23 protein-coding genes are annotated in these 23,430 nt (G+C 68.8%); 9 read left to right on the plus strand and 14 right to left on the minus strand.

The features are described 5' to 3' along the window. Window positions 1-450 carry a hypothetical protein gene (locus tag OO71_RS36300; protein ID WP_033294534.1) on the minus strand — a complete coding sequence of 150 codons (450 nt, stop codon included), beginning with the start codon at window positions 448-450 and terminating at the stop codon, window positions 1-3. Continuing rightward, on the minus strand, window positions 447-740 hold the full coding sequence (locus tag OO71_RS36305) for a hypothetical protein (protein WP_033294535.1): 294 nt from the start codon (window positions 738-740) through the stop codon (window positions 447-449). Before OO71_RS36305 ends, OO71_RS36300 begins: the two co-directional genes overlap by 4 nt. Before the next feature lie 110 nt (window positions 741-850). Between OO71_RS36305 and OO71_RS36310 the strand changes: the two genes are divergently transcribed. Both OO71_RS36310 and OO71_RS52620 read left to right on the plus strand, forming a co-directional pair. Further along, entirely contained in the window at window positions 851-1,912 is a 1,062-nt protein-coding gene (locus tag OO71_RS36310; RefSeq protein WP_245633895.1) for a helix-turn-helix transcriptional regulator, read from the plus strand. A gap of 224 nt (window positions 1,913-2,136) precedes the next feature. Beyond that, complete coding sequence (locus OO71_RS52620) at window positions 2,137-2,985, plus strand: TetR/AcrR family transcriptional regulator (RefSeq protein ID WP_051792644.1); 849 nt, start codon at window positions 2,137-2,139, stop codon at window positions 2,983-2,985. Window positions 2,986-3,348: 363 nt separating this feature from the next. On the opposite strand, the gene mhpA is transcribed toward OO71_RS52620, so the two are convergent. From mhpA to OO71_RS36330, 3 genes are all read right to left on the minus strand, one after another. After that, window positions 3,349-4,920, minus strand: coding sequence for a bifunctional 3-(3-hydroxy-phenyl)propionate/3-hydroxycinnamic acid hydroxylase MhpA (gene mhpA / locus OO71_RS36320; protein ID WP_051792645.1), 1,572 nt, complete (start codon window positions 4,918-4,920; stop codon window positions 3,349-3,351). A 263-nt stretch (window positions 4,921-5,183) separates the two neighbouring features. Next, window positions 5,184-5,912: a dienelactone hydrolase family protein gene (locus OO71_RS36325; protein ID WP_033294536.1), complete on the minus strand. Its 729-nt coding sequence runs from the start codon at window positions 5,910-5,912 to the stop codon at window positions 5,184-5,186. A gap of 12 nt (window positions 5,913-5,924) precedes the next feature. Then, window positions 5,925-7,175, minus strand: coding sequence for a M24 family metallopeptidase (locus OO71_RS36330; protein WP_033294537.1), 1,251 nt, complete (start codon window positions 7,173-7,175; stop codon window positions 5,925-5,927). Window positions 7,176-7,360: 185 nt separating this feature from the next. On the opposite strand from OO71_RS36330, the gene OO71_RS36335 reads away from it, so the two are divergent. The 3 genes from OO71_RS36335 to OO71_RS47905 all read left to right on the plus strand — a co-directional run bounded on the left by OO71_RS36335 (window position 7,361) and on the right by OO71_RS47905 (window position 10,176). Next, on the plus strand, window positions 7,361-8,722 hold the full coding sequence (locus OO71_RS36335; protein WP_033294538.1) for an MFS transporter: 1,362 nt from the start codon (window positions 7,361-7,363) through the stop codon (window positions 8,720-8,722). Next, the gene (locus OO71_RS36340) at window positions 8,719-9,174 is read left to right on the plus strand and encodes a nitroreductase/quinone reductase family protein (protein WP_051792646.1); all 456 of its coding nucleotides are present in this window, start codon (window positions 8,719-8,721) and stop codon (window positions 9,172-9,174) included. The genes OO71_RS36335 and OO71_RS36340 overlap by 4 nt, the downstream gene beginning before the upstream one ends. 69 nt (window positions 9,175-9,243) lie before the next feature. Further along, entirely contained in the window at window positions 9,244-10,176 is a 933-nt protein-coding gene (locus tag OO71_RS47905) for a MarR family winged helix-turn-helix transcriptional regulator (RefSeq protein ID WP_162186159.1), read from the plus strand. A 2-nt stretch (window positions 10,177-10,178) separates the two neighbouring features. Here the strand turns inward: OO71_RS47905 and OO71_RS36350 are convergent, their stop codons facing one another. From OO71_RS36350 to OO71_RS36370, 5 genes are read right to left on the minus strand one after another with little or no spacing between them, the layout of a single operon-like run. Further along, window positions 10,179-11,519: a CapA family protein gene (locus tag OO71_RS36350; protein ID WP_051792648.1), complete on the minus strand. Its 1,341-nt coding sequence runs from the start codon at window positions 11,517-11,519 to the stop codon at window positions 10,179-10,181. After that, on the minus strand, window positions 11,516-12,163 hold the full coding sequence (locus OO71_RS36355) for a nuclear transport factor 2 family protein (RefSeq protein ID WP_051792649.1): 648 nt from the start codon (window positions 12,161-12,163) through the stop codon (window positions 11,516-11,518). Before OO71_RS36355 ends, OO71_RS36350 begins: the two co-directional genes overlap by 4 nt. Window positions 12,164-12,167: 4 nt before the next feature. Beyond that, window positions 12,168-13,073, minus strand: coding sequence for a fumarylacetoacetate hydrolase family protein (locus OO71_RS36360; RefSeq protein WP_033294539.1), 906 nt, complete (start codon window positions 13,071-13,073; stop codon window positions 12,168-12,170). Between the two features lie 15 nt (window positions 13,074-13,088). Then, window positions 13,089-14,318, minus strand: a complete 1,230-nt coding sequence (locus OO71_RS36365; RefSeq protein WP_033294540.1) for an FAD-dependent monooxygenase — start codon at window positions 14,316-14,318, stop codon at window positions 13,089-13,091. After that, complete coding sequence (locus OO71_RS36370) at window positions 14,315-15,376, minus strand: cupin domain-containing protein (protein WP_033294541.1); 1,062 nt, start codon at window positions 15,374-15,376, stop codon at window positions 14,315-14,317. The genes OO71_RS36365 and OO71_RS36370 overlap by 4 nt, the downstream gene beginning before the upstream one ends. 172 nt (window positions 15,377-15,548) lie before the next feature. On the opposite strand from OO71_RS36370, the gene OO71_RS36375 reads away from it, so the two are divergent. Further along, window positions 15,549-16,271 (plus strand): alpha/beta hydrolase, encoded by a 723-nt coding sequence (locus OO71_RS36375; RefSeq protein WP_033294542.1) that lies wholly within the window; start codon window positions 15,549-15,551, stop codon window positions 16,269-16,271. Window positions 16,272-16,346: 75 nt separating this feature from the next. On the opposite strand, the gene OO71_RS36380 is transcribed toward OO71_RS36375, so the two are convergent. Continuing rightward, window positions 16,347-17,363 carry an amidohydrolase family protein gene (locus OO71_RS36380; protein ID WP_033294543.1) on the minus strand — a complete coding sequence of 339 codons (1,017 nt, stop codon included), beginning with the start codon at window positions 17,361-17,363 and terminating at the stop codon, window positions 16,347-16,349. 116 nt (window positions 17,364-17,479) lie between these two features. On the opposite strand from OO71_RS36380, the gene OO71_RS36385 reads away from it, so the two are divergent. Both OO71_RS36385 and OO71_RS48320 read left to right on the plus strand, forming a co-directional pair. Continuing rightward, window positions 17,480-18,778, plus strand: coding sequence for an acyl-CoA dehydrogenase family protein (locus OO71_RS36385; protein ID WP_245633896.1), 1,299 nt, complete (start codon window positions 17,480-17,482; stop codon window positions 18,776-18,778). An 85-nt stretch (window positions 18,779-18,863) separates the two neighbouring features. Next, window positions 18,864-19,958, plus strand: a complete 1,095-nt coding sequence (locus OO71_RS48320; protein ID WP_281178507.1) for a flavin reductase — start codon at window positions 18,864-18,866, stop codon at window positions 19,956-19,958. Window positions 19,959-19,970: 12 nt separating this feature from the next. Here the strand turns inward: OO71_RS48320 and OO71_RS47915 are convergent, their stop codons facing one another. Further along, window positions 19,971-20,672: a MarR family winged helix-turn-helix transcriptional regulator gene (locus OO71_RS47915; RefSeq protein ID WP_156096742.1), complete on the minus strand. Its 702-nt coding sequence runs from the start codon at window positions 20,670-20,672 to the stop codon at window positions 19,971-19,973. Between the two features lie 36 nt (window positions 20,673-20,708). Beyond that, window positions 20,709-21,395 carry a TetR/AcrR family transcriptional regulator gene (locus tag OO71_RS36400; RefSeq protein ID WP_051792651.1) on the minus strand — a complete coding sequence of 229 codons (687 nt, stop codon included), beginning with the start codon at window positions 21,393-21,395 and terminating at the stop codon, window positions 20,709-20,711. A gap of 164 nt (window positions 21,396-21,559) precedes the next feature. Between OO71_RS36400 and OO71_RS36405 the strand changes: the two genes are divergently transcribed. Then, window positions 21,560-22,333, plus strand: a complete 774-nt coding sequence (locus tag OO71_RS36405) for a DUF2306 domain-containing protein (RefSeq protein ID WP_051792652.1) — start codon at window positions 21,560-21,562, stop codon at window positions 22,331-22,333. A gap of 40 nt (window positions 22,334-22,373) precedes the next feature. Here OO71_RS36405 and OO71_RS36410 read toward each other — a convergent pair. Continuing rightward, window positions 22,374-23,430, minus strand: a 1,057-nt coding sequence (locus OO71_RS36410; RefSeq protein ID WP_156096743.1) for a cytochrome P450, incomplete at its 5' end; no start/stop codon positions are given.

Genomic DNA, 23,430 nt, shown 5'->3' on the forward strand with positions numbered 1-23,430 from the left:
TCACATGTCTCGTCGCCGGACCGGTAATGCCCACAGCAGCGCGACAACGGCGGCGATCACGCCGACATGGAAGACCCACTCGATGACCAGCAAGCCTTCGGGCCGCATCCCGTGGTGCACGTGGAGGGCTCCGTGCGGCATCCACGACGCGAGCAGCCAGACGCTGGCCAGCCATGCGGTACCGGCGTGGGCCGCGGCGCCGAACCAGCGGCGGCCGGTGAACAGGATGGCCAGGCCGGCGCCGAAGGCCAGGTTCTCGATCATGCGCTCGGCGACGAGACCGCCCAGGACCGCTCCCGACGGCGCCGGGATGTCCGGCGTGGGCGCCCAGAACCCGCCGAGCGGTCCGGTCGGGCCGAACAGGACCGCCGCGGCGGTACCCGCGACCGCGACTGCGCCGAAACGGAGCAAGCCGCGCAGCGCCGGGCCCGCCGGTGCGACGCCGATCATCGGAGCGATCGCTGTTCGAGGACGTCGTGGACCTGCGGGGTGCCGTGGTCCGCGAGTACGGCCTGCGACTGCGGGGTCCGCCAGATCTTCGCGAGCACTTCGATGAAGCCTCGTGCCTCGTCGCGGGTCGTGAAGTCCAGGTCGACGTCGATCCGGCTCGGGTCCTCCGCGGGCCGCGTGATGCGGTAGGCCAGCACTCCGCCGTCGCGGCGGACGCGGTCGAACTTGTCGAACGCGGCCTTCCAGAGCTCGTAGTCCTCGACCTTGTTGCCGATGTGCAGGGTGTGCATGGGGTCCTCCTCGGGCCGGAAATTCCGCTGCGTCGAGCCTCGGCCACCGGGCTCGCGGTGCCCATCCCGGATTCTGGGGATTTTCCGGGCGCCCGACGTAGACTCGATCGGTGTCCATCCGGATGGCCGCGCCGGACCGCATCGAGCGGCTGTGCGCTGCCCCGCTCAGCGCGAAGGCGTTGCGCGAGCAGGTGCTGACCGAGCTTCGCGCGGCGCTGCCGTTCGACGCCCACGTATGGCTGCTGACCGACCCGGTCTCACGGGTCGGGACCTCACCGCTGGCCGACGTGCCCGGCCTGGCCTGGCCACGGCTGCCGCACCTCGGCCGGTGGCGCTACCTGACCCGGGTCAATCGCTGGTCCGACCTGATGGACGCGCGGACCCCGGTGGCGTCACTGCACGACACCACCGGCGGCGACCTCGCCCGTTCGCCGCTGTGGCGGGAAGCCTTGCGCGCGCTCGGTGTCATCGACGTCCTGACCGCGGTGTTCTGGGACCGTTTCGGCTGCTGGGCCTGGCTCGACCTCTGGCGCTACGCACCTGCGCCGCCGTTCACCGCGGTCGAGCGAACCGTCCTCGCCACGATCACCGGCACGGTCACCGCGGGCCTTCGCCGCGCGCAGGCCCGCACGTTCGCCGACCAGACCCCCGCGGACGGCGTCACCGGCCCCGCCGTGCTCATGCTGACGCCCGACCTGCAGGTGCGCGCCCAGACCCCGACCGCAGTCGAAGCACTGCACCGGCTCAACCCGCCCGACGACCCGATCCCGGCCGTACCGGCCGCGGCCTACAACGTGGCCGCCGCCCTCCTCGCCGCCGAACACGGCGTCCCGGTCGGACCGCCCTGGTCACGAGTCCACTTCGGACACGGCCGCTGGCTGACCTTGCGCGCCGCGCGAATCGCACCGAGCAGCGGCGAAGGCGACATCGCCGTCAGCCTCGAAGCCAGCACACCATCAGAACGGCTAGAAGTGTTCGCACTGGCACACGGACTCAGCAACCGCGAACGGCAAGTCCTCACCGACCTCGCCACCGGCGCCGGAACCCGCACCCTCGCCGAGCGCCTGATCGTCTCCGAGCACACGGTCAACGACCACGTGAAGGCTGTTCTCGCGAAAACCGGCTCCGCCACCCGCCAAGTACTGCTCTCCCGCATCGCCGGCACCGGCTGACCCACCCCGCTCCCCGATCAAGCAACGATCACCGTGCAGTGGTGACGCCCGAGGCAGGAGGACCGGCGACCGCCGTCACGTAGCGGAGTGCCGGGGCCTGCAGGTGCGTCGACGACCGACTCGTCGAACGGTCTCATCCCGGTACGGACATCGATCTCCACTGACGTATCCGAGTACACCTCTGCCGCAGAACTCATGGCGTCCCCTTTCCCGATTTTGGAAGAGTGGAAGCCGTACTGCTCGACGCCGCCTGGGACGAACTCGCCGAATCCGGTTACGCCACACTCACTTTCGACGCGGTCGCCCGGCGCGCACGCACCAGCCGTTCCGTGCTCTACCGCCGCTGGACCGCCAAGGACGCCTTCGTCCGCGACGTGATGGCCCGGGCCGCCGACCGGTTCCCCTCACCGATCCCGCCACCGGCACCCACCGCGCGGCCCGAGGTAGGGGCCATGGGCGAAAAAGTCCTCATCTCGACCAAAACCAGCCTCCCCATCGACGAAGTACTGGCCACCCTCGACGATCTCGTGCGCACCGGCCAGATCCGATATCTCGGAGTGTCCAGCTTCTCCGGATGGCAGCTGATGAAATCGCTCGCCGTCGCCGACCGGCGGCACCTCCCCCGCCACGCCGCCCACCAGGTCAGCTACTCCCTGGCGCGCGGCAAACCCAACAGCTCCTTCCGCACCGCTGAACCCGGTGGGGCCGCCCCGGTACGAACGGCCCCACCGCCGGTGACCTGTCAGCGCTGGTACCAGGTTTGGACGCCCAGCAGCACCAGCACCGAGACTGTCGCCAGCCGGGTCGTCGTCAGCCGCACCTTTCCCGTGACGCTGACGGTGATCCCGCCTCTTTCCGCCTTTTTCTGTTTCAAGGCAACCCCGCCCTTCGATTCCTCGCCGCCGAGGACGACTTCCCCGGCGGCCGCGCGGGAAACTCGAATCAGGAGCCCCTCGAAGCCTAGTGCGCGACCTGCCCCTGCCGGTGGTGTCGATGCCGGGCAGCACCATCGGCAGGGCGGCGGGGACAGGGCGTTTGCCGTCGCCTCCGCTGGTCACGGCCACTGCAGATGATGTCGACCTCACGGTCGGAGCAGGACGCGCATTCGGCACTATGACCTGCTGACCAGGCAACTACCGCTACCGAAGACGTCGCCGGACATCTCCCTGGCCCGGATGAGGACGTCATCCGCTACCTCACGGTTGTCGGGCAGGTTCTCCCAGGTCAGCTGGCAGCGGACGGGTCGCGCCGTCCATTTCGATCTGCATCGACGACTCGACGACCACTCCCGGACGGAGAGATCGCCGACCCGCAGAGCCCGGCGGCAGTCAGCAACGGCATGTCGTCGGTAACCACCTCGACCACCGTGGTCTCCGGAACTTTCCACCCGGTGGCGACACCATCGCGTGGCCCTGGACGGCTGCACCCCGCACGCGTCACCGACGCGAAAGGGACCCGAACTCCTGGTTCCAGTGCAGCTGGGTACGCAACTGGTCGATCAGACCGGCGAGGTCTCCGGTTGTCGCCGCAGTTCCGTAGAGGTAGAAGTCGGGGCGGATGATGGCGGCGAGGTGGCCGTGTTCGCGTAGGTGGGGCAGGTAGGCGCCGTCGAGGTCGGTGTCGGGCGTCAGCGGTACGACGGTCGCGCCGATGTCGGCCAGGAACAACCGCCGGTTCTGGTCGAGTACGTCTTCCGGGGCCAGGCCGTCAGTGAGGATGGTGAACCCGAATCCGGTGACGTCGTCGAGCAGGCCGCTCGCGTCGCCGTGGCGTACGCGATGTTGCGGGGTGAGGTGACCGACGGTGGGCAGGCGCATCCCGTCGGGGCCGAGCTGGAGTACGCCGTCTCCGAGGACCGCCGGCGGGATCGGTGGCAGTACGCGTTCTGGCTGGGCGCCGCCGGCGATCATGCGGCGGTCGCGCTCGGCCGCCTTGGCCTTGTCGAGTACGCAGATCACTTCGCCGAGCGCAATGGACATGCTGATCGCGTGCTGGACATGGGTGCGCCGTTCGCCGGTGTAGGTGTCGAGCAACTCGGGGCGCGCTTTTCCGCGCAGGACGAGGTCGAGTTTCCAGGCGAGGTTGATCGCGTCCCGTAGTCCCGAGCACATGCCCTGCCCGGCGAACGGCGGCATCTGGTGTGCCGCGTCGCCGGCGAGCAGGACCCGGCCGGTGCGCCATTGGTCGGCCCAGCGGGCTTGGAAGGTGTACACGGTGTGCCGTTCGAGCACGGTGTTTTCGGGGTCGCGGCCCCAAGGTTCGAGAAGGCGCCACGCGGTTTCCGGCGTGTTGAGCTCCTCGATGGTCTCGCCGGGCAGCCGGATGAACTCCCACCGCCGCCTGCCGGGGCCACCGGAGACGACGGTCGTGGGCCGCACGGGATCGCACAGCTGCCAGTTCATCGGGGACCATTCGCGCTCGTCGAGCGGCACGGTGTCCACGATGAGCCAATCGAAAAAGAACCCGAGGTCGGTGACGGTGGTCGCCAGCTGCTCGCGGACGAAACTGTTCGCGCCGTCGGCGCCGATCACCCAGCGGGCGTGGAACCGCTCCGCGGCGGCACCGGCCGTGGTCAGCTCGACGCCCTTCTCGTCCTGGGCAAGCGCGATGACCTCGTGCCCACGTCTGACGTCCACAGTGGACAGCAGCTCGACCCGTTCGGACAGTACCCGTTCCAGATCGGGCTGGGAGAAGAAGTTCGCGGTCGGCCAGCCGCTGGGGCCGGTGCCGCTCCAGTCGATGCGCACCAGTGCTTCCCCGGCGCTGGTGCGCCATTCGTAGAAGTCGGGCACGGGATCGGTGATCGCCACAATGTCCGCGGCGATCCCGGCGGCTTGGAAGATGCGGCCGATCTCATGGTCGAAATGCACCGCCCGCGGCTTGGCATAGGGTCGCGGCCAGCGTTCCAGCACCAGCACGTCATGGCCCAGCCTGCCCAGCAGCAGTGCGAGTACCTGCCCGACCGGCCCGAATCCGACGATCGCGACGTCGTAAGTCTTCCCGGTCATCGCTCATCCCGCCTGGTGCGTGCCGGTCGGCAAGGCCGCGAGGTCCGCCGGCTGGTTCCGGCGAGGGTGGGCACGCCCACCGTGATCGAGGACGTTCTGTGCAGCGACATTGCTACCTCCTGGGCAGGCTTTCAGTGACCGGCGACCATTGCGGTGACGCACCTCGCGCACGCAGCTCACCGGCTCGTAGCCGGGCGACACCTGCACTGGGAGGCGCAGGCGGTGGCCGGTCTCCTTCGAAACCGCCATCGCGCACCTGCTGATCAGCGGCGCAGGTGCTGGTCAAGGAACGCGAAGGTGCGCTCCCACGCGAGGGCGGCAGCGTCGGGGTCGTACCTGGCGGGACGGGCATCGCAGGCGAATGCGTGTCCGGCGCCGGGATAGACGTGCTGTTCCGCGTGGACCGAGGTGCGAGCGAGCGCGGCGTCGATCGCGGCGACCTGGTCCGCCGGGATTGTCGGGTCCTCGGCTCCCACGTGCAGGAGGACCGGCGCGTCGAGCCGGCCGGACCGGTCGAGAACGGCGTGTGGACCGGCGGCGATGCCGGGACCGTAGAAGACCACCGTGCCCGCCAGGCCGTCGATCGCGGTGGCGGCGGTGAACGCGGCCCGGCCGCCGAAACAGAAACCGACCACGGCTACCCGCTCGGCGGGAATCCCCTCGCGCTCGGCGAGATCCTTCACGACGGCCGATACGTCGGTGACGATCGCGTCGACGCCGATGGCGCCGATCAGCGGCATCGCCTCGGCGTGCTGTTCGTAGCCGAGTACACCGATTCCGTTGCGGTGGAAGAGATCGGGCGCCCACGCGACATGACCGCGGGCAGCGATGCGCCGGGTGACGTCCTGGATGTGGTCGTTCACCCCGAACGCCTCTTGCAGGACGATCACGGCCGTGTCCGCGCCGGCGCCCGCGCGGTAGACGTTCATGGCACCGTCGGCCGTCGCGACCGGACCCCACTCGGCCGCGGGGTTCGTCTGGGTTTCGGTCATCGTTGTCTTCCTTCAGTTCCCGTCGATCACGATCAGTTCCCGTTTGCGGGTGCCGAGCCGCCGCGCGCCGGTTTCGGTGACGACGATGGTGTCGCCCCAGGTGACGTCGTATTGCCGCGCGAACTCCACCGGTGCTTCGGGCACTTGCAGGAAAGGTTTCAGCACGAACGTCGTGTTGGCGACGATCGGTTCCTCGGGTACGTGCGCTTTGTCCAGTCCCGGTACGAACAACGGGCCGTCGTTGCCCAGTCCGCGTCCGTGCAGGAGCGGGAACATCGTCCCATCGCCCTTCCCTGCGGCGGTTTCCACGGCGGCGAGGACGTCGCCCCACGAAATGCCCGGCCGCAACACGGCCAGTGCCGCGTCGAAGGCGGCCGCGTTGCGGTCGAAGATCTCCTGCGCCCTCGCACCGGGCTTGCCGATCACCATGGGTTGCGCGACCTGCGCCTGGTAACCGCGGATCTCGGGCATCAGTTCGGTGGAGACGTAGGTGCCACGCTGCAATACTCCCGGCGGAGTCGTGACGTAGCGGTGCCGCGCCTCGCCCCACGATCCCGGTGCCCACGCCACCTGCAGCGCGTCCGCACCGGCCCGCACCTGCGCCAAGAGCATCTGGCCGAAGACCTCGGCCTGTGGCACGCCGACCCCGGCGGTGGCGGCCATCGCGTCCACCGACGCCTCGCCCAGCCGGACACTGGCGGCCAGCCGGGCGACCTCCTCGTCTCCCTTGACGTACCGGGCGCGGCCGAGCAAGCGGGTTCCGTCCACGACGTGCTCGGGACCGATCGCCTCGGCGATGGTGCGGACGGTGGTGTAAACGGCATAACCGTCGGGCTGCCGCACGGACGACAGCCCGTCGCCGCGCAGTCCCGCGATCGCCGTACGCCGGCCGGTCAGACCGCGGCGGCGCAGCACGTCCGCGGTCGTCCGGCCGTACTCGACGGCGCTGGAGCCGCGTTCCGTCGCGCTGATGCTGTCTTCGATCCAGAGCGGCTGCCGGGTGGCGAAATTGCTCGACTCACCCCCGAGAACGAGGATCGGCTCGCCGTCGCGCGGGAAGATCGTCACCCCGGCGGTGTCCGCGATGTAGAGCGAGTCGGACGTGATCGATTCAGGCAGGACGATGAGCAGCTCGATGCCGTCGGAGTCCATCAGCTCCCGCAGCCGTGCCCACCGCCGATCGCGCTCTTCCCGCGAGAACATCGGCTCGTTGATCGGCGCCGGAATCCCGAGGATTCCCTGGACTCCGCGTATTCCTTGCATCCGGTCGGTCTCCTTGACGAACGCGACGCTTCCTTGACGAAAAACTAGTTCGTATACGGACGTGATCGACCATAGCCTCCGTTCCATACCCGGTCAACCAAGTATTGTTTGCGATGTTCACGTCGGGTACCGTGAAGCAAAGCAGCTACTCCGTATACCTACTAGTTAGTCCGGAAGGGCTCGTCATGGGCAGCACTGCAGCGCCAACGACTGTCGCGCAGAAACGCAACGTGCGGACAGCGGCCGCCTCGGGATTCTTCGGCACCACTCTCGAGTACTACGACTTTCTGATCTACGGCACCGCCGCCGCGTTGTTCTTCGGCAAGGTCTTTTTCCCCGATCCTTCGCTGGGCACCCTGCTGGCGCTGGGCACCTTCGGCGTCGCGTACGTCGCCCGCCCGTTCGGTGCCGTGATGTGGGGCCATCTCGGGGACAAGTTCGGCCGCAAGAAGGTCCTGCTCGCGATTCTGCTCACGATGGGCGTCGCCACGTTCCTGGTGGGCTGCATTCCCGGCTATGCGTCGATCGGCGCGGCCTCCCCGGTGCTCCTCGTGGTGCTGCGCATCGTCCAGGGGCTGTCCGCGGGCGGCGAGCAGACCGGGTCGGCGCTGATCGCCTTCGAGCACGCGCCGGATCGCCGGCGTGCTTTCTACACCAGCTGGACACAGAGCGGGTCGCAGTTCGGGAACTTCGTGGCCAGTGTGGTGTTCCTGCCGCTCACCGTGCTGCTGCCGAAGGAAGCGATGCTCGCCTGGGGATGGCGGATCCCGTTCTGGCTGAGCGCGCTGATCATCGCCTTGACGTTCGTGCTGCGGCGCAAACTCGCCGAGCCGGAGGTCGGCAAGCGGCCGGGGCAGGACGCCGCGACCGCCACGGTCCCCCTCGTCGAGGTGTTCCGGGACCATTGGCGCGCGGTGCTTCGCGTGGTGGTGGGCGGGTTGTGCATCTCACCGGCCGGCCTGGTCTACGTCTTCGGTTTGTCCTACGGCACCAACGTGATCGGGCTGAGCAGGTCGCCGATGCTGGTCCTGGTCGCGGGTTCCGCGCTCGGCATGGGCATCACGATCCCGTTCTTCGCGATCCTGTCCGACCGGATCGGCCGCAAACCGGTGTTCCTCATCGGGCTGATCGGCTGCATGGCACTGATCCCGGTGTGGCTGGGTGCGGTCCACGCGGGCAACTGGACGGTGATCTTCCTCGCCGGGTTCGCCCTCATGGACATTTTCCTTGCCATGCCCACCGCGATCATCCTTGCCACCTTCCTGGAGATGTTCCCCTCGCACCTCCGGTTCTCCGGGACGGCGGTCGGGTTCATGCTGGGCATCGTGCTCACCGGTCTCCTCCCCGCCATCGCCCAATCCTTCGTCCAAGGCGACCCCGGCAACTGGGGCCCGGTCGCCTTGCTGTTCGCGGGTCTGCTGGCCGCCGCCGGTATCGCCCTGCTGGCCGGTCCGGAGACCTACCGGGTGCCGACCCGCGCACTGGGGCTCGGGCGCGCTGCTGCACCGGCCGATCGAGAGAACATGAAGAAGTCAGGAGTGTCATGACCAACCTGCGCGACGTGAAAGAACACCGGGACCTGGTGCACGTGCCCGACCTGAACGAACAGGTCATCGCCGACTTCAGAGCGAACCAGGGAATGGTCGGCGGGCCTTACGAAGGTTCCCGGATCATGCTCGTGCACCACGTGGGAGCGAAGACCGGCGCCCCGCGCGTGACGCCGATGTCGTACTTCCCGCAGGAGGACGGGAGCATGGTCGTCGTCGCCTCCAACCGGGGAGCGGCCGCGAATCCCGCCTGGTACGTCAACCTGATGGCCAATCCGCGGACCGAGGTCGAGGTGGGTACCGAGAGGTTTTCCGTTGTGGTGGAGGAAATCACCGGGAAGCAGCGGGACGTCGTGTGGGCGGACATCGTGGCGATCATCCCCGCCGTACTCGGCTACCAGAAGAAGACCAGCCGGACGATCCCGCTGCTGCGGCTCAGCAGGGTGAGCTGACGTCGTCGCCAGTGGTGGGTATGCGGAGCATATACTCGGAGTGCACGCAGGGTGGAGAGGAGCGCTTCAGTGACGGCCCGAGGTCTTGACCGGCCACAGCGTGAGGTGCTCACTCCGAGGCCGCTTGCGGCGATTCCCGGCTATCTCATCCGGCGTGCGCAGACGGTGCACAACACGCTGTGGGGCGAGCTGGTGCCGGGGGAACTGACCGGGCCCCAGTATGCCGTGCTGTCCGTACTCGCGGCGTACCCTCGTTCCGATCAGCAGCAGGTCGCCGAGCTGGCGTCACTGGACAAATCCTCGGCGGCGGACGTCGTGGCCCGGCTGGTCCGCAAGGCCTGGCTCGACCGCGAACGCAACCCCGAGGACGGCCGCCGCTACCTGCTGTCGCTCACCTCGGCCGCGGCGATCGCCTTGTCGTCGATCACCCCGCAGGTCAGTGCGGTGCAGGAGGCCCTGCTGGCCCCGGTATCGCCGGCCCGGCGATCGTCGTTCGCGGACCGGCTGGCCACTGTCGCCCGCTTCTCGGAAAGCGAGCTGCGGTCCGGACCGCAGACGGCGTACCCGGTTCTCGAATTGACGGTGCCCGGCCACCTGATTCGCTGCGCACAGCAGGTGCACACCGCATACTGGGCCGAGGTCCTCGACGGGCAGCTGACCGGCCCGCAGTACGCGGTCCTGTACGCGATCAGCCGGTGGCCGGGGATCAACCAGCGCCGGCTCGGGGAACTCGCGGCGCTGGACAGATCCACCACGACGGACATCGTGAACCGGCTCGCCGGAAAAGGGTGGCTCAACCGCGAGAAGGATCCGGACGACGGGCGCGGCCGCATCCTCACCCTGACCCGTGACGCGACGACCTGGCTCGACGACGTCCATCCGAAAGCCGACCTGGTCCAGCAGCGCCTGCTCGAAGTACTGCGCCCGGACGACCGCGCGAGTTTCGTCCGTGACCTCGCGCGGATCGCCTTCCAGGGCAAACCCCCGGCCGCGGCGACGTAAAGTCAGGCGAGCCGGATCACGCCGGTCTCGCCCTCGATCGAAATCTCCGTCCCGAACGGTGCCGACAGCCGCTGCAGCCGCTGCAGGATCTCGAGCGCTTCTTCGGGCGACGGCGTTTCCGGGAAACCGCGGTCCGCCAGCCTGCGGTGCTGCCCGAGATCCACCGGATGGAGCCGGACTTCGGCCAGGCGGTTGTCCCGGAAGCGGGATTCGGTGAGCACGCTCTGGCAGACCGTGCTGTCACTCGCGAAGTACGACCACCACTGTTCCCAGTATTCGGCGGCGGTTTGCCGTTTGCGGTCAAAGCCTTCGGGAGCGGCATCGGGCAGCAGGTCCACCTGCTCGAAACCGCCGAACAGGTCGCCGAGCGAATAGAAGATCGGGCGGCCCCGGTAGATTTCGATGCCCAGCAACACATGCGGACCATGACCGACGACGGCGTCCGCGCCGTTGTCGATCGCAAGCTTGGCCATGGTGCGCAGGAACTCGGGCGGCTCCTGGCTCGGCCACGCACTCCCCTCGCCGCTGCGGATCGGATCCGGGGAACTGGGCTCCTGGTGGTTGTGCACCGAAACCACCACGAAGTTGGCCCGCTGCTTGGCTTCGCGGACGCTCCGCACGATGTCGATCTCGTCATCGGGGTTGATCGTGAAGACGGTGCCGGGTTCGTCGCCGACGCGGAACCAGTTCCCCCGGAACCGCAGCTCGTCACCGCTCGGCGCCGCACCGAACCGGTACCCGCCCGCGCTGTGCTGCGCTTCGATCTCCCGCAGGACCTGGAACTGCTCGCGGGTGACGATGTCGATCGGCGTGGTGTGCAGCGCGCTCACCCCTGGCACGGCCGGGGCGATGCCGAGTGGGTCCATCGCGGCATCGCTTTCGCGGAAGGTCGCGGTGAACGCGACGAGCGCGACCCGTCCCTTCGGCGTCGCGAAGAAGGCCGGCGCCCGCGCGGCAGACCGCGTCTCCCCGAAACCCGCGGAGCGGATCCCCGCAGCGTCGAGCAGGCGGATCGTTTCGCGGGCGCCCTTCGGTCCCCAGTCGAGCGTGTGGTTGTTCGCGAACCCGACCATGTCGAAGCCCCAGTCCTTCAGGAACCGCGGCAGTTCCACCGGTACCGAGACCAGCGGCCAGCCAGGGCCGCCGCCGACCGGTTCGTGTCCGGGCACGCGCAGATCGATGGCCGGGCCTTCGAAATTGGCCATCGTCACGTCGGCGGCCCGGAGCACACCGACGAGGTCCCGGTTGCGCGCATGGACCGACACCGCGCCCGGCGAGAGGAGGTCGCCCGCGGCCGCCAGCGTGAAATCGTCATCGACGTTGGTCGCGATGGACGGTGTCATACGGAGCCCTCGTTTCCGGAGAAGAACCAGTCACGCTGCTCGGAGAACAGCGCTTCGATCAGGTCGGGCCGGTCGATGCCGGGCAGGTCGGGCGCGATGGGATGACCGGCGGCCGACAACAGGAGCGCCAGGTGCCGGTAGCTGGCGCGCTGTCCGGGCACCGGCAGGGTCAGCGGGGCGCCCGGCTCGACGGTCGAGATGCTGTCCCGGAAGTAGATCATGTCCATCCCCGCGATCAGCCAGTGATCGTCGAGCCGTTCGGCCCGCCAGCACAACCGCCCGCGGCTGACGACGTCCACGGGCACGTCGTCCAGCATGCCCCGGACGTGGACCGCGCATCCCGCGTCGGCCAGCGCGCGATCGTCGCGGACCAGGACCGAGATCGCGCCGATCTCGTGAAACGACGGGCTTCCGCCGCGTGCGCTCCGGGCGCGGGCGCTGGCGGCGAAATCGGTTCCGCTGCCTTGGAACCAGGACACGGAGACTCGCGCATGGGGGGCGAACACCGACGCCATCACGTCCCACTGCCCGAGGTCTTTGGCGGTTCGTTCGGCGAGCAGAGCCGTTCGTACCGCGGCTGCCTCCGCCTGCAGGCCGTTCTGGTCCGGGAGGCGTGGGTCGGCAAAAACTGCTGTCGTGCACATGGTTTCAGCCGCGCTCGGAGACCGGCGTGAGCTCGGCCGGGGGCTTCGGCCCGCGGCCGGCACCGAGCGTCGGGCAGGCCACCGCACCCGCGTCCGACACCGTGACGGAGAGCCGGTCCAGCCCGGTCACCTCGACCTCGATGCGGTCCCCGTCGTGGACCTCCCCGACCCCTTCGGGGGTTCCGGTGGTGACGATGTCACCGGGATTGAGCGTCATCACGGACGACACATAGGCGATCAGTTTCGGCAGGCTCCAGATCAGGTCCTTCAGATCCGCGCGCTGCCGCAGAACTCCGTTGACCCACAGGTGCAGCTCCAGTTCGCCGATCGGCGGGAGGTCGGCCGGGCTGACGAGCGTGGGACCGGTCGGCGTGAACGTGTCGAAGGACTTGCGGACCGAACGGTCCTCGCCGCCGCGCATCGTCATGTCCAGCAGGCAGGTGTAGCCGAAGACGTGATCGAGCGCGTCGGCCTCCGCGACCCGGCGCGCGGTTTTCCCGATCACGGCGGCGAATTCGCCCTCCTGGTCGAACCGGCGGTCGTGATACGGCAGGGTGACCACCGCGCCGGGGCCGGCGACCGAGGACGGTGCCTTGAGGAACACCCCGAGCGAGTCGATGTGGCTCGACTGCTGCATCTCGCTCTGGTGATGGCGATAGTTGACCGGCGCCGCGACGACCTTCGTCGGATCCGGTACCGGTGCGATCACGCTGAGATCACCGAAATCGAGGACCTCCGCGCGGCCAAGGACCTCTTCGAGGTCCGGACCGGCTGCGATGAGCCGGCGCATCGGCGACCCCTCGCCGGGCGGCAGCAGGCCGGTGACGTCATGGACCTTGGCGGGTGCGTCCGGGTCGAGCACCCCGGCTCGGATCGTACCGGCCGCGTCGCGGAAGCTCAGATAACGCATGGCGATCTCCTGTGGTCAGACGGTGGCGGCGACGGCGGTGAGTCCTGGTGAAGCGGTTCCGGGTTCCGCTGGTGCGTAGAGCCAGTCGACCTCGCTGTAGTCGTCCGCCGCCCGCACGGCGAACAGCCGGTTGCGCACGGCGAGCAGTAACGGATCGGCGGTGTGCCACAGCTCTCCCCACGGCCGCGCGCTCGTCTGGCACCGGGCGGTACGGGGCAGCCGGGCGGCCTCGAATTCCCGGTAGGCGGCGTCGATGTCGGTGTCGTGGCGTTCGAGCCGGTACCCGATCTCGACGGCGTCCTCGAGGGCCTGGCAGGCGCCCTGGCCCAGATACTGCAACATGGGATGCGCCGCGTCCCCGGTCAGCACCAGCCGCCCGGTGATCCAGGTGCCTGCCGGACTCCGGTCGAACATCGCCCAGAAGCGATCCCGACCGATCCGCGCGACCGCGTCCCGCACCGGCCCGCACGAGCCGGCGAACGCGGCGTCGAGCTCCTCGGGACCGCCCCACTCGCCCGCTCCGGTGTGTCCGGAGTGGAATTTTTCGCTGCGGAAGACCGCGACCTGGTTGTACAGTTCGCCGCGCCGCACCGGGTACTGCATGAGATGCACCCCGGGACCGACCCACAGCACGACGTCGTCCGGCGCGATGGCGTGCGAGACCTGCTCCATCGGCATGGTCCCGCGGTATGCGGCGTATCCGCTGCACCTCGCCGTGTCGTCGACGACGTGCCGCCGCAGGGTGGAATGCAGCCCGTCGGCCGCGATCAGGGCAGGCGTCTCATAGCGGGATCCGTCCGCGCAGACGACGGCGGCGCCGTTCGGCCGCACCTGCGCCTCGACGACGGTCCGCCGGTTCTCCAGCGTGATCAGGTCATGGGCACGGCAGTGCGCCAGCAGGACCTCGAGCAGGTCGCTTCGGTGGAGCACGAGATACGGGTAACCGAACCGGCGACGGAACTTCTCGCCCAGTTCCAGGGTGGTCAGTGGCGTTCCGGCGCGCGCGTCCATCATCACCGCCTTGGCCGGCTGCACCGCCAGCGGCAGGATGTCGTCGAGTACCCCCAGCGCGTCCAGTGCCCGGCTCGCGTTGGGGCCGAACTGGAGTCCCGCGCCGATCTCGGTGAAGTCCCCGGCGCGTTCGAGGAGATGCACCCCACGCCCCGCCCGCGCGATCGAGAGCGCCGTCGCCAGGCCGCCGATGCCGCCGCCGACGATCAGGGTGGGTACTTGCGTCGTGCTCACCGGTCCGCTCCATCGACTTCGGAGGTACGGAACAGCCCGAGCGCTTCCAGTACGGGTGCGTCGCTCGTACTGAACAGGTCGACCTCCTGTTCCGCCTCGACCGACCACGGGGTCCAGGACGGGATCGCGAGGATGTCACCCGGTTCGACGGGATAGGTCTCGCCGCCGACGCGCATCCGGCCGGTTCCGTGGAGCACCGTGGCGACGCGGCCGCCCGTCTGCCGGGCCGTTCCGGTCCGCGAGCCGGCCCGGACCCGCTCGATCTCGCACCGCATCGTCGGCATGACGTCGCCCCCGCGGACCGGGTCGGTGTAGCGGATGCGCGCGTGCGCCCCGCCGGTCGCCACGAGTTGCGCGGTGAGCGCCCGGTCGGTGTCCGCCCAGCGGTAGGCCAGCAGCGGCGAGCGATGCGCCGGCAGGGCCGGGCCGTCGACGGGAGCGAGGCCGGGACCCGCGCCGTACCAGCGCTCCGATGCCGACCGAGCGGCCACCGAGGTGTCGGCTGCTTCCGACGGTCCTTCTTCGAAGAACACCGCGTCGAGAGCGGCGACGACCGGCAGGTCCAGCACGTCCATCCAGATCATCGGCTCGTCGGCCGGGTTGTGGTGCTCGTGGAAAGTCCAGCTCGGGGTGAGGATGAGGTCGCCTGCTGCCATGTGCAGGGGGTCGCCGTCGACGAGGGTGAACACTCCGCTTCCTTCGATGACGAAGCGCAGCGCGGCCGGCGTGTGGCGGTGTGCGGGCGCGACTTCGCGGCCGTTCAGGAACTGGATGGCGGCCCAGAGCGTGGAGACCGCGTAGGGCGCTCCGCCGAGACCGGGGTTGGCGCACGCCAGCACGCGCCGGTCTCCCCCACGATCCACCGGAACGAGATCTCCGGCGCGGGTACCCAGCTCCCGAAGTTCCTTGCCCGACCAGCGATGCGGGACACCCCGCACGGCAGGCTCGGGGGTCAGCAGGCCCTTCAGCTCCCAAAGCGGTTGCAGGTCTCCGGCGGAGAGCTGCCGGTAGAGGACGTCCAGTTCCGGGTCCTCCGCGTGGAAGAGTGTCGTCGTCATCTTCACTCCGGTCAAGCGGGTTGATTAGTAGGTATACGGAGCACTTACTTCGGTCACGTTACCGCACGTAGTAGTTCCAAGCAAATCGTGGTTGACGCCATGCTCGGCAAGTTCTACGGTCAACTAAATCCGTATACGAACTAATCTGACCGGCGCGGACGGAGATTGCGGTATGTCGACCTATCTGCTGGTGCACGGTGCCTGGCACACCGGACAGTGCTGGGAACGGGTGGTCCCGTTGCTGGCCTCGGCCGGACATCGAGTGGAATCCCCGACGCTGACCGGTTACGGCGACAAGGCGCATCTGCTCAGTCCCGAGGTGGGGATCGACACGCACGTCGACGACGTCGTCCGGCTGATCGCCGGGGCGGACCTCAGCGAGGTGATCCTCGTCGGGCACAGCTACGCCGGGCTGGTGATTTCCGCCGTCGCCAACCGGATTCCGGACCGGATCGCGCATCTGGTCTACCTCGATGCCATGGTCCCGGCAGACGGCGAAAACGCGGTCGACGTCATGCCCGTCTCGCAGATGCTCGTCGACACGGCACTGAAGTCCGAAAGCGGCTGGCGGGTTCCGCCACTCCCGGAGATGCCGCCGCCGATCGGGCTCTTCGGGGTGACCGACCCCGCCGACGCCGCGTGGCTGCGAGGGATGCTGTCGGATCAGCCGCTGCGCTGCCTCCAGGATCGGGTCACGCTCGACAACCCCGCCATGAACGAGATCCCGCGCACGCACATCCACTGCACGGTCAAGCCGGACGGTTTCGATCGGCGGCCCGTCCCCGCGACGCAGCCCAACGGTTCTCCCGCGCAGGTGTGGGAACTACCGACCGGGCACGACTGCATGGTCACGATGCCGCGTGAGCTCGCCGAGTTGCTGCTGAAGCTCGGCTGACCGAGCACGGCGACTCGCCCATCGCCGACTCCACGTCGGCGGTGGGCGAGTTCTCGTTTCACCGGACCACTCGGGTCAGAGCCCGAGCAGGCGCTCGGCATTGCGGTGGCCGAGTTTGTCCTTGTCCGCTTCGGCGATCGGGGCGGTGGCGACGAAGTCCCGCGCGCCATTGTCACCACCGAACTGCCCCTTCATCCCGCGGTACGGATCGTCGTCGCCGTACATCACCCGGTCCGGCCCGAGGACGTCCATCGCCGCCGTGAGCATGCGATGGCTGAGTACTCCACCGGCCGTGACGTTGAGGTTGCCGGTCAGGTAGTCGAGCACCCTCCGCTCGAGCCGCACGTTGTCCTCGCTCAGCAGGTCGGCCCGATCGGCGAACGGAACGAGCATCTCTCCCCACCGGCCGAGGATGAGCTGGAGCTCCGGGTGCCGGTCGAAAGTGCCGGCCAGGATGAGCCGCAGCGTGGCCAGACCGGCGTCGGCATGCCAGCCCCACCCGCCGGTGGCCAGATTGAGGTTCGTCCAGTCGTCGAAGCCGCCGTAGATCGCTTCGCGCACCACGCGGAGCGGCTGGCCGGGATGGAGGTACAGCGGCACCCCGAGCGCGGCGGCTACCTCGAACACCGGACGGAACGAGTCATGATCGAGGTAGCGCTCGCCGGTCAACGGCACCAGTTGCGCGCCCACCAGCCCGAGTTCGGTGACGCTGCGTTCCAGTTCCCGCGCGGCAGCCTGGGGATCCGGGGTGGGCAGCGTGGCCAGTGCGGCGAAGCGGCCGGGATGCGCGCTGACGGCGCCGGCCAGGAAGTCGTTCGCGTCTCGGGCCAAGGGCACCGCTTCGGCGGCGGGCAACGGCTGCGTACCCGGCGTGGTGATCGACAGCACCTGCAGGTCGACCCCGGCCGCGTCCATGCGTGCGAGCCGCTCCTGGCCGACCTCACGCAGACGGCGGTCGGTCCGTTCGCGGCTGCTGAGCATGTTCACGGTGTCGTCGCCCCCGAACCGCAGGAGCGCGTCCCGCAGCTCCGCGGTCCACACGTGTTCCTCGACGCCGATCACCCGTCGGGCTCCGGTCACCTCATCGGTCATGACTGTCCTTTTCTGTCTCTGGTAAGGAATTCGCCCGGGGCGGGCCTGGCCACCCAGCATATAGTCAGGTAGGCTGACTATCAATCCACACCGGAAGTGCCGACGGGAGCAGAGAAATGGGCGTTGCCATCAGTGACGTGTACCAGTCGATGACGGTGGGCGGGAATGGTCAACCGGCGGCGGAGTTCGATCCGTTCACGTTCGGCGTCCCGGCCTACGCGGCCGCGCGGGAGGGCGAAGAGCAGCGGAACCGTTTGGTGGCAACGGCTGCATCCTTCCGGGAACTCCTCGCACAGAACGCGGCGGAGGCGGACCGGACGCGCCGCGTGCCCGAGCCGGTCATCGACGCGCTGGCCGCCGCCGGATTGTTCAAGATCACGGTTCCGCAGCGCTACGGCGGGCACCAAGCCGATGTCCGGACCGTCATCGACGTCGCCGCGACCTTGGCGGAAAGCTGCGGGTCGACAGCCTGGGTCGTCACGCTCATCAACACAGTGGCGATCGCAGTGGGCATGTTGCCGGAGCAAGCCCAGGACGAGGTATTCGGTGCCGATCCCGAAGCGCGAGTCGCCGGTGTGTTCGCCCCGCGCGGCGAGTCCCGGCGTGCCGACGGCGGATTCCGCGTCAGCGGACAGTGGTTCTACGGCTCGGGATCGTTGCACGCGGACTGGGTCATGGTCGGGTTCCCCCTCGTCGACGACAACGGCGACCCGGCCGGCTTCGGACTGGGACTGATCCCGCACACCGATTACGAGGTGAAGGACACCTGGTTCGTCACGGGGATGCGGGGATCGGGCAGCAACGCGATCGCCGCCGATGACGTCTTCATCCCCGACCGTCGGATCCTTCCGGTCGGCGGAGCCATCAACGGGCAGTTCCCGACCGAGTTCAAGGACGAGACGCTTTACCGGTCCGCATTCCACCCGGCCTTCACACTGGTGCTCACCGGAGCCCAGCTCGGCATGGGCCGGGCGGCCTTGAAACACGTCGTCGACCTCGCCGGCAAGCGAACGATCGCCAACACGATCTATACGCGGCAGCGCGATTCGGTCGGGTTCCAGCTCCAGATCGCCGACGCCGCGGCGCTGATCGACACCGCGCATCTGCACGTGTACCGTGCCGCCGCCGACATCGACGAAGCGGCGAGGCTCGGCAAGTACCCGAGCTATCCGTTGCGGGCGCGCATCCGCTCCGACGCCGCCAGGGCAGCGACCTGCGTCAAGGATGCGCTCGACCTGCTCATCACCGCGCACGGCGCGGGCAGCTTCGCCGAGTCGAGCCCGATCCAGCGGATGTGGCGGGACTCGAACATCGCGCTCCGGCACGGAACCCTGGTCCCCCCGGCAACGCGGGAGATCTACGGCAAGGCACTGCTGGGGTTCTCCGTCGACGAGAACATCACCAAGCTCCTCTGATTGCCGGGAATCCGTGAGTGCAAGGAAGGGAATCGTGTCCGAATTCGCTACCTCAGCGGGGTACGGCAGCGGCCATTTTCGCCACGTGTTGGGCCGGTATCCGACCGGTGTATGCATCGTCACGGCCATGGGCCCCGCTGGGCGTCCGGTCGGGATGACGGTCGGTTCGTTCACGTCGGTCTCTCTCGACCCGCCCCTGGTTGCCTTTCTCCCGGCGAAGAACTCTCGCGCCTTCGCCGCGATCGCGAAGGCCGAACGGTTCGCGGTCAATGTGCTGGCCGATGACCAAGTTGCCGTCTGCCAACGGTTCGCCTCGCGCGAGAGCGACAAGTTCCGAGGCGTGAGCTGGCGCGCGTCCGTTCTGGGCTCGCCGCTCCTGACCGATGTGCTGGCCTGGATCGACTGCCGGCTCGACAAGGTGATCGAGGTCGGAGACCACCTGGTGGTGGTGGGGTCAGTGGAGAGCCTCGACGTGGAGCGGGTGGCTCCGCCGCTGGTGTTCTTCCAGGGCGGCTACGGCCGGTTCTCGGCCTTGTCCACAGTCGCGGAGGCCGACCTGGCCGCCTGCTTGCGGCTGGCCGAGCTGGCCCGCCCGAATCTCGAGCGGATGTCGGCGAATTTCGGCGTACAGGCTGCCGCCAGCGCACTGGCCGGCGAGCAGGTCATCCAGCTTGCCTGGGTCGGTGCCGAGGACGCAGCTCTGGTCGGATTGCGGCTTCCGTTCGTGGCACCGTTCGGCCTGGTGTTCGCTGCGTGGGAGACGGAATCTGTGCGGGACAAGTGGTTCGGCCGGCATGACGCGACGGTGCGGGAGGTGTTGTCCGAGGACCTGGGCCGGGCCCGGGATCAGGGCTGGACCGCGATCCCCGATCACGGGAAGCTCCGGGAAATCGAGTCGAGCATCGCCCGGCTCGCCACCGGCGGCCCGTTCCCGGAGGCCATCCGGGAGCTCGACACCCGGATCGCCGCCTTTGCGCAGGAGTATGCCGCGCGCTCCAGCGCCCGTCCGCGGGGACTGTCGGTGCCGGTCTTCGACGACACCGGCCGGGTCGCGCTTTCCCTGACCGCGCAACGTCTTCCGGCCATGGATCGCGAGAGGCTCGAGCGGTGCCGGGCGGAGCTGGTCACCGCCGGCACGGAACTGACCGCGGCGATCCGCGGAGCGTCCCCCGCGGGCTGATCGCGCCTCCCCCTACGGTGCTGCCGTGCTGGGGGTGTCTCCGCCGGTGCTGCGCACGATCGCGCGCAGGATCCTCGCCAGGTGGTCGAGATCGTCGGCACCGACAATCCCGGCCAAGTCCCGTTCGGTCTTCCGGAGGATCGGCGGGAACTGTTTCATGAAGGCTTTTCCGCGCTGGGTGAAGCGCAGGATTTTCGCCCGCCGGTCCCGGGGGTCGGGAACTCGTCCGAGGTAGCCCATCTCCTCGAGCTCCAGCACGAGGGCGCCGGCGGTCTGCTTGGTGATGTTCGTCATCTCGGCGATCTCGGTCATGCGTGCGACGCCGGCACTGATGCTTCGCATGATCGGGAGGTGCGTCATGCGGATGTCGTCGAAGCCGTGCTCGGCCGCCCGGCTCAACAGGTGGCGCTCGGAGACGCGGAAGCCAAGCAGCAGGAGCCGGACGACGTTGTCATCGAGATCGTAAGCAGAATCGCTCGACGGCCCGGGTGTTCGAGCGCCGATCCGCCCGCGTTGCTCGGCACGGCTTCCGGTCGGCTTCGTCACGGCACTCCTGAGTCGGCATGGTGGTCGGGGCTTGCGCAGATGTCGGCACCGCCATGGTAAGCGTCGAGCCGACCGCGCCGTGAGCTCACGCGCCCCGCCGGTCGGCGTGACCAGAGCTTCGCGGCACGGCCGGGCGGCGGTCGCCTCCACCTCGACGTCACCGGGCACCTGCCGCCTTCGGCATTCCCGACCTGCCGATGCGACTCAGGCCGGGCCAGTGGGACCGGGTGGCGGCAGAGCGGGCTTGCGGTCCGTCACCTGTGCCTTCGTGACTCCGGCGTGCAATGCGATGACGCTGGTGAGCAGCCCGTCCAGGTTCGGCCATCCGATGTCCGGCCGGTCGTTGTGCAGGCTGATGACGCCGTGCAGTCCGGCCCAGAGCAGCAGCCCGCGACGTCGGTGCTCCTCGTCCCGCCCCCCGGGGTCTTCCCGCGTGTCCCGCAGATCCGCGATCAACCCGTCGAGCAGCCGGATACCCGCGACCCTGCCCTCGGGTGGGGTGTGGGCGTCCGGATCGGTCACCCCTACTCCGAACAGGACCCGGTAGTGACCGGGGTTGGCGGTCCCCCAGGACGCGTAGGCCCACCCCCGCCCCACGAGCCGGCCCAGTGGATCGGGCGCAGCGGAGATCACGTCCTCGGTGTAGCCGAGCAGCGCCTCGTACTGGTCCGCCATCACGTGCGCGACCAGCTCGTCGAGATCGACGAAGTGGTTGTAGATGCTGGCCGGTGTCACCCCGACCTGCCGGGCGACCGCTCGTAGCGTCAGCGACTCGACATTGCCGAGTTGCGCCAGCAGTTCCGTCGCCGCCTCGATCAAGTGGTGGCGCAACGCCTGGCCTTGGCCACGCGGATTGCGCCGCCGGCCGGTGGTTCGTCGCGCGCTCGTCATCGTGTACCGAGCTTACCGCCTCTCGCCGACCGGCCCTTGACACTGCCCGCCACTAAGTTACAGTTGTTGACATACAGGTGTTCAGTCAACTGCTCCCGCGACTTCGGCCGCTCGCGCATCTCCCGGTCGAACGCACCCCTTTCTCCGGTCTCCGAGGAGTTCTCATGGTCGACACCGTCAGCCCGGCCCGCTCGTCCCGGCGAGGGCGCCGCCGGTCGTGGACCTTCGTCGTCCTGACGTCGCTCGCGGTCGCCGGCTGGTTCAGCGGCCAATACGTCGAAGGGCTGGCCGGCGTCGCCGCCCGCACCCCGCAGAACGTGACCGCAGCCTCGCACTTCGACGCTCTGCCATGGCCCATCCGGTTCCTGTTCATCGCCCACATCGTCGCGGCCGGTCTGGCGCTGGCCACCGGCCCCTTCCAGTTCTCACGCCGGCTTCGCGCGCGCAGTATCCGGGCGCATCGGGTACTCGGGCGCGTCTACCTCATTTCCGTGCTGGCCGGAGCCGTGTCCGGAGCGACCACGTCACTGTGGAATTCCCTTGGCATCCAAGGCGCGATCGGCTACTTCACCCTCGACGTCCTCTGGGCGGCAACTGCGTGGCAGGCCTACCGGGCAATCCGCGAACGACGGCTTCACGAACACCAAGCCTGGATGATCCGCAACTTCGCCCTCACCTACGCAGCCGTCACCCTGCGCGCCGCCCTGCCCGTGCTCATCCTCGTGCAACTCCCGTTCAGCACGGACACCGCATTCCCCCACCTGTTCGACGCAGCCATCCACACCATCGCACCCTGGCTCGGCTGGCTCATCAACATCGTGGTGGCCGAATACCTGATCGCCCGCCGCGGACTGCCCGGCGTGCGCCGGTCCACTTTCCAGGAGTCCCGCAGCGAGCGAACGCAGCAACCACGGCAGAAGAACCCAGCCACCGCGTGATCAAGCCAGCCGCCCGGCCGACTCGGGGAGCGGGCAGATCTCACTCGCCGTCCCACGTGACGCGGACAGTTCCGGGCGCGTAGGTCGGCAGGTCCCCGGCAAAGGCCATCGGCTCCAGTTGTTCTGCTTCGACCAGTTGCATCGTCGGTATCCGCTGCAGTAGCTGGGTGATGGCTTCGCCGATGACGACGCGGGCGAGCTGCTGCCCGATGCAGGCGTGGATCCCGTTGCCGAAGGCGAGGTGCCCGGCCGCTTCCCGGGTGACGTCGAACTTGTCCGGGTCGGGGAAGCGCGCGCCATCGCGGTTGGCGGCCACTGTGGACACCCAGACTGGGTCGCCCTTGCGGAACTCGATCCCTTCCAGGGTCACGTCCTCGGTCACCGTGCGGGGATGCGTCGAGACGAACATGGCGTGGAAGCGCACGAATTCCTCGACGGCGGCGGGAATCCGCTCGGGTTCGCGTCGCAGGAGGTCCAGCTGGGCGGGGTCGGACAGCAGCGACACCATGATCGTCCCGATCATGTACGCGATGTCGCCGACCTTCAGGTCCTCGGTGGCGAAAATGGCGGCGAACTCCCCGGATTTGCTGTCCGGGATGCCGAGCACCCGGCAATGCGCGAACACCGACACCGGGAGGGCGAGGTCTTCGAACAGGTCGGCAGTGGACCCGGCGGCGAGGATCTCGTCGAGCCGCTGCCCGATGTACTCGGCGATCGCCGCCCGCTGCCCGCGGACCGCACGCACCGAGAACCGGCCGACCGCGGCCCGGCGGATCTTCGTGTGCTGCGGCGGGTCGAGCCCGAGCACGTTGCCCACCATCAGGGCATGCATCGTCTCCTCGCCGATCGGTGTCCCGAGCACGAGCGGTCGCGGGCCGAGCGGGGTCCGCTGGTCGGAATTGCCGAAACGGATGTCCTGCAACACTTGCCGCGCCAGCTCGTATCCGGTGATGAACCAGCCGATGGTGCCGTTTTCGGCGGTGATCCGGGTGGCGGGTGCCTCTGTCCGCCACTTCGCGAACTCCGGCGAGGGCTGGAACGGGGTGCCGTCTTGGGGCATCACCGGCGGATGCGGATACGGGCATCCGGTGGTCTCG

It is taken from the genome of Amycolatopsis jejuensis, assembly GCF_000717335.1.
Taxonomy (GTDB): domain Bacteria; phylum Actinomycetota; class Actinomycetes; order Mycobacteriales; family Pseudonocardiaceae; genus Amycolatopsis; species Amycolatopsis jejuensis.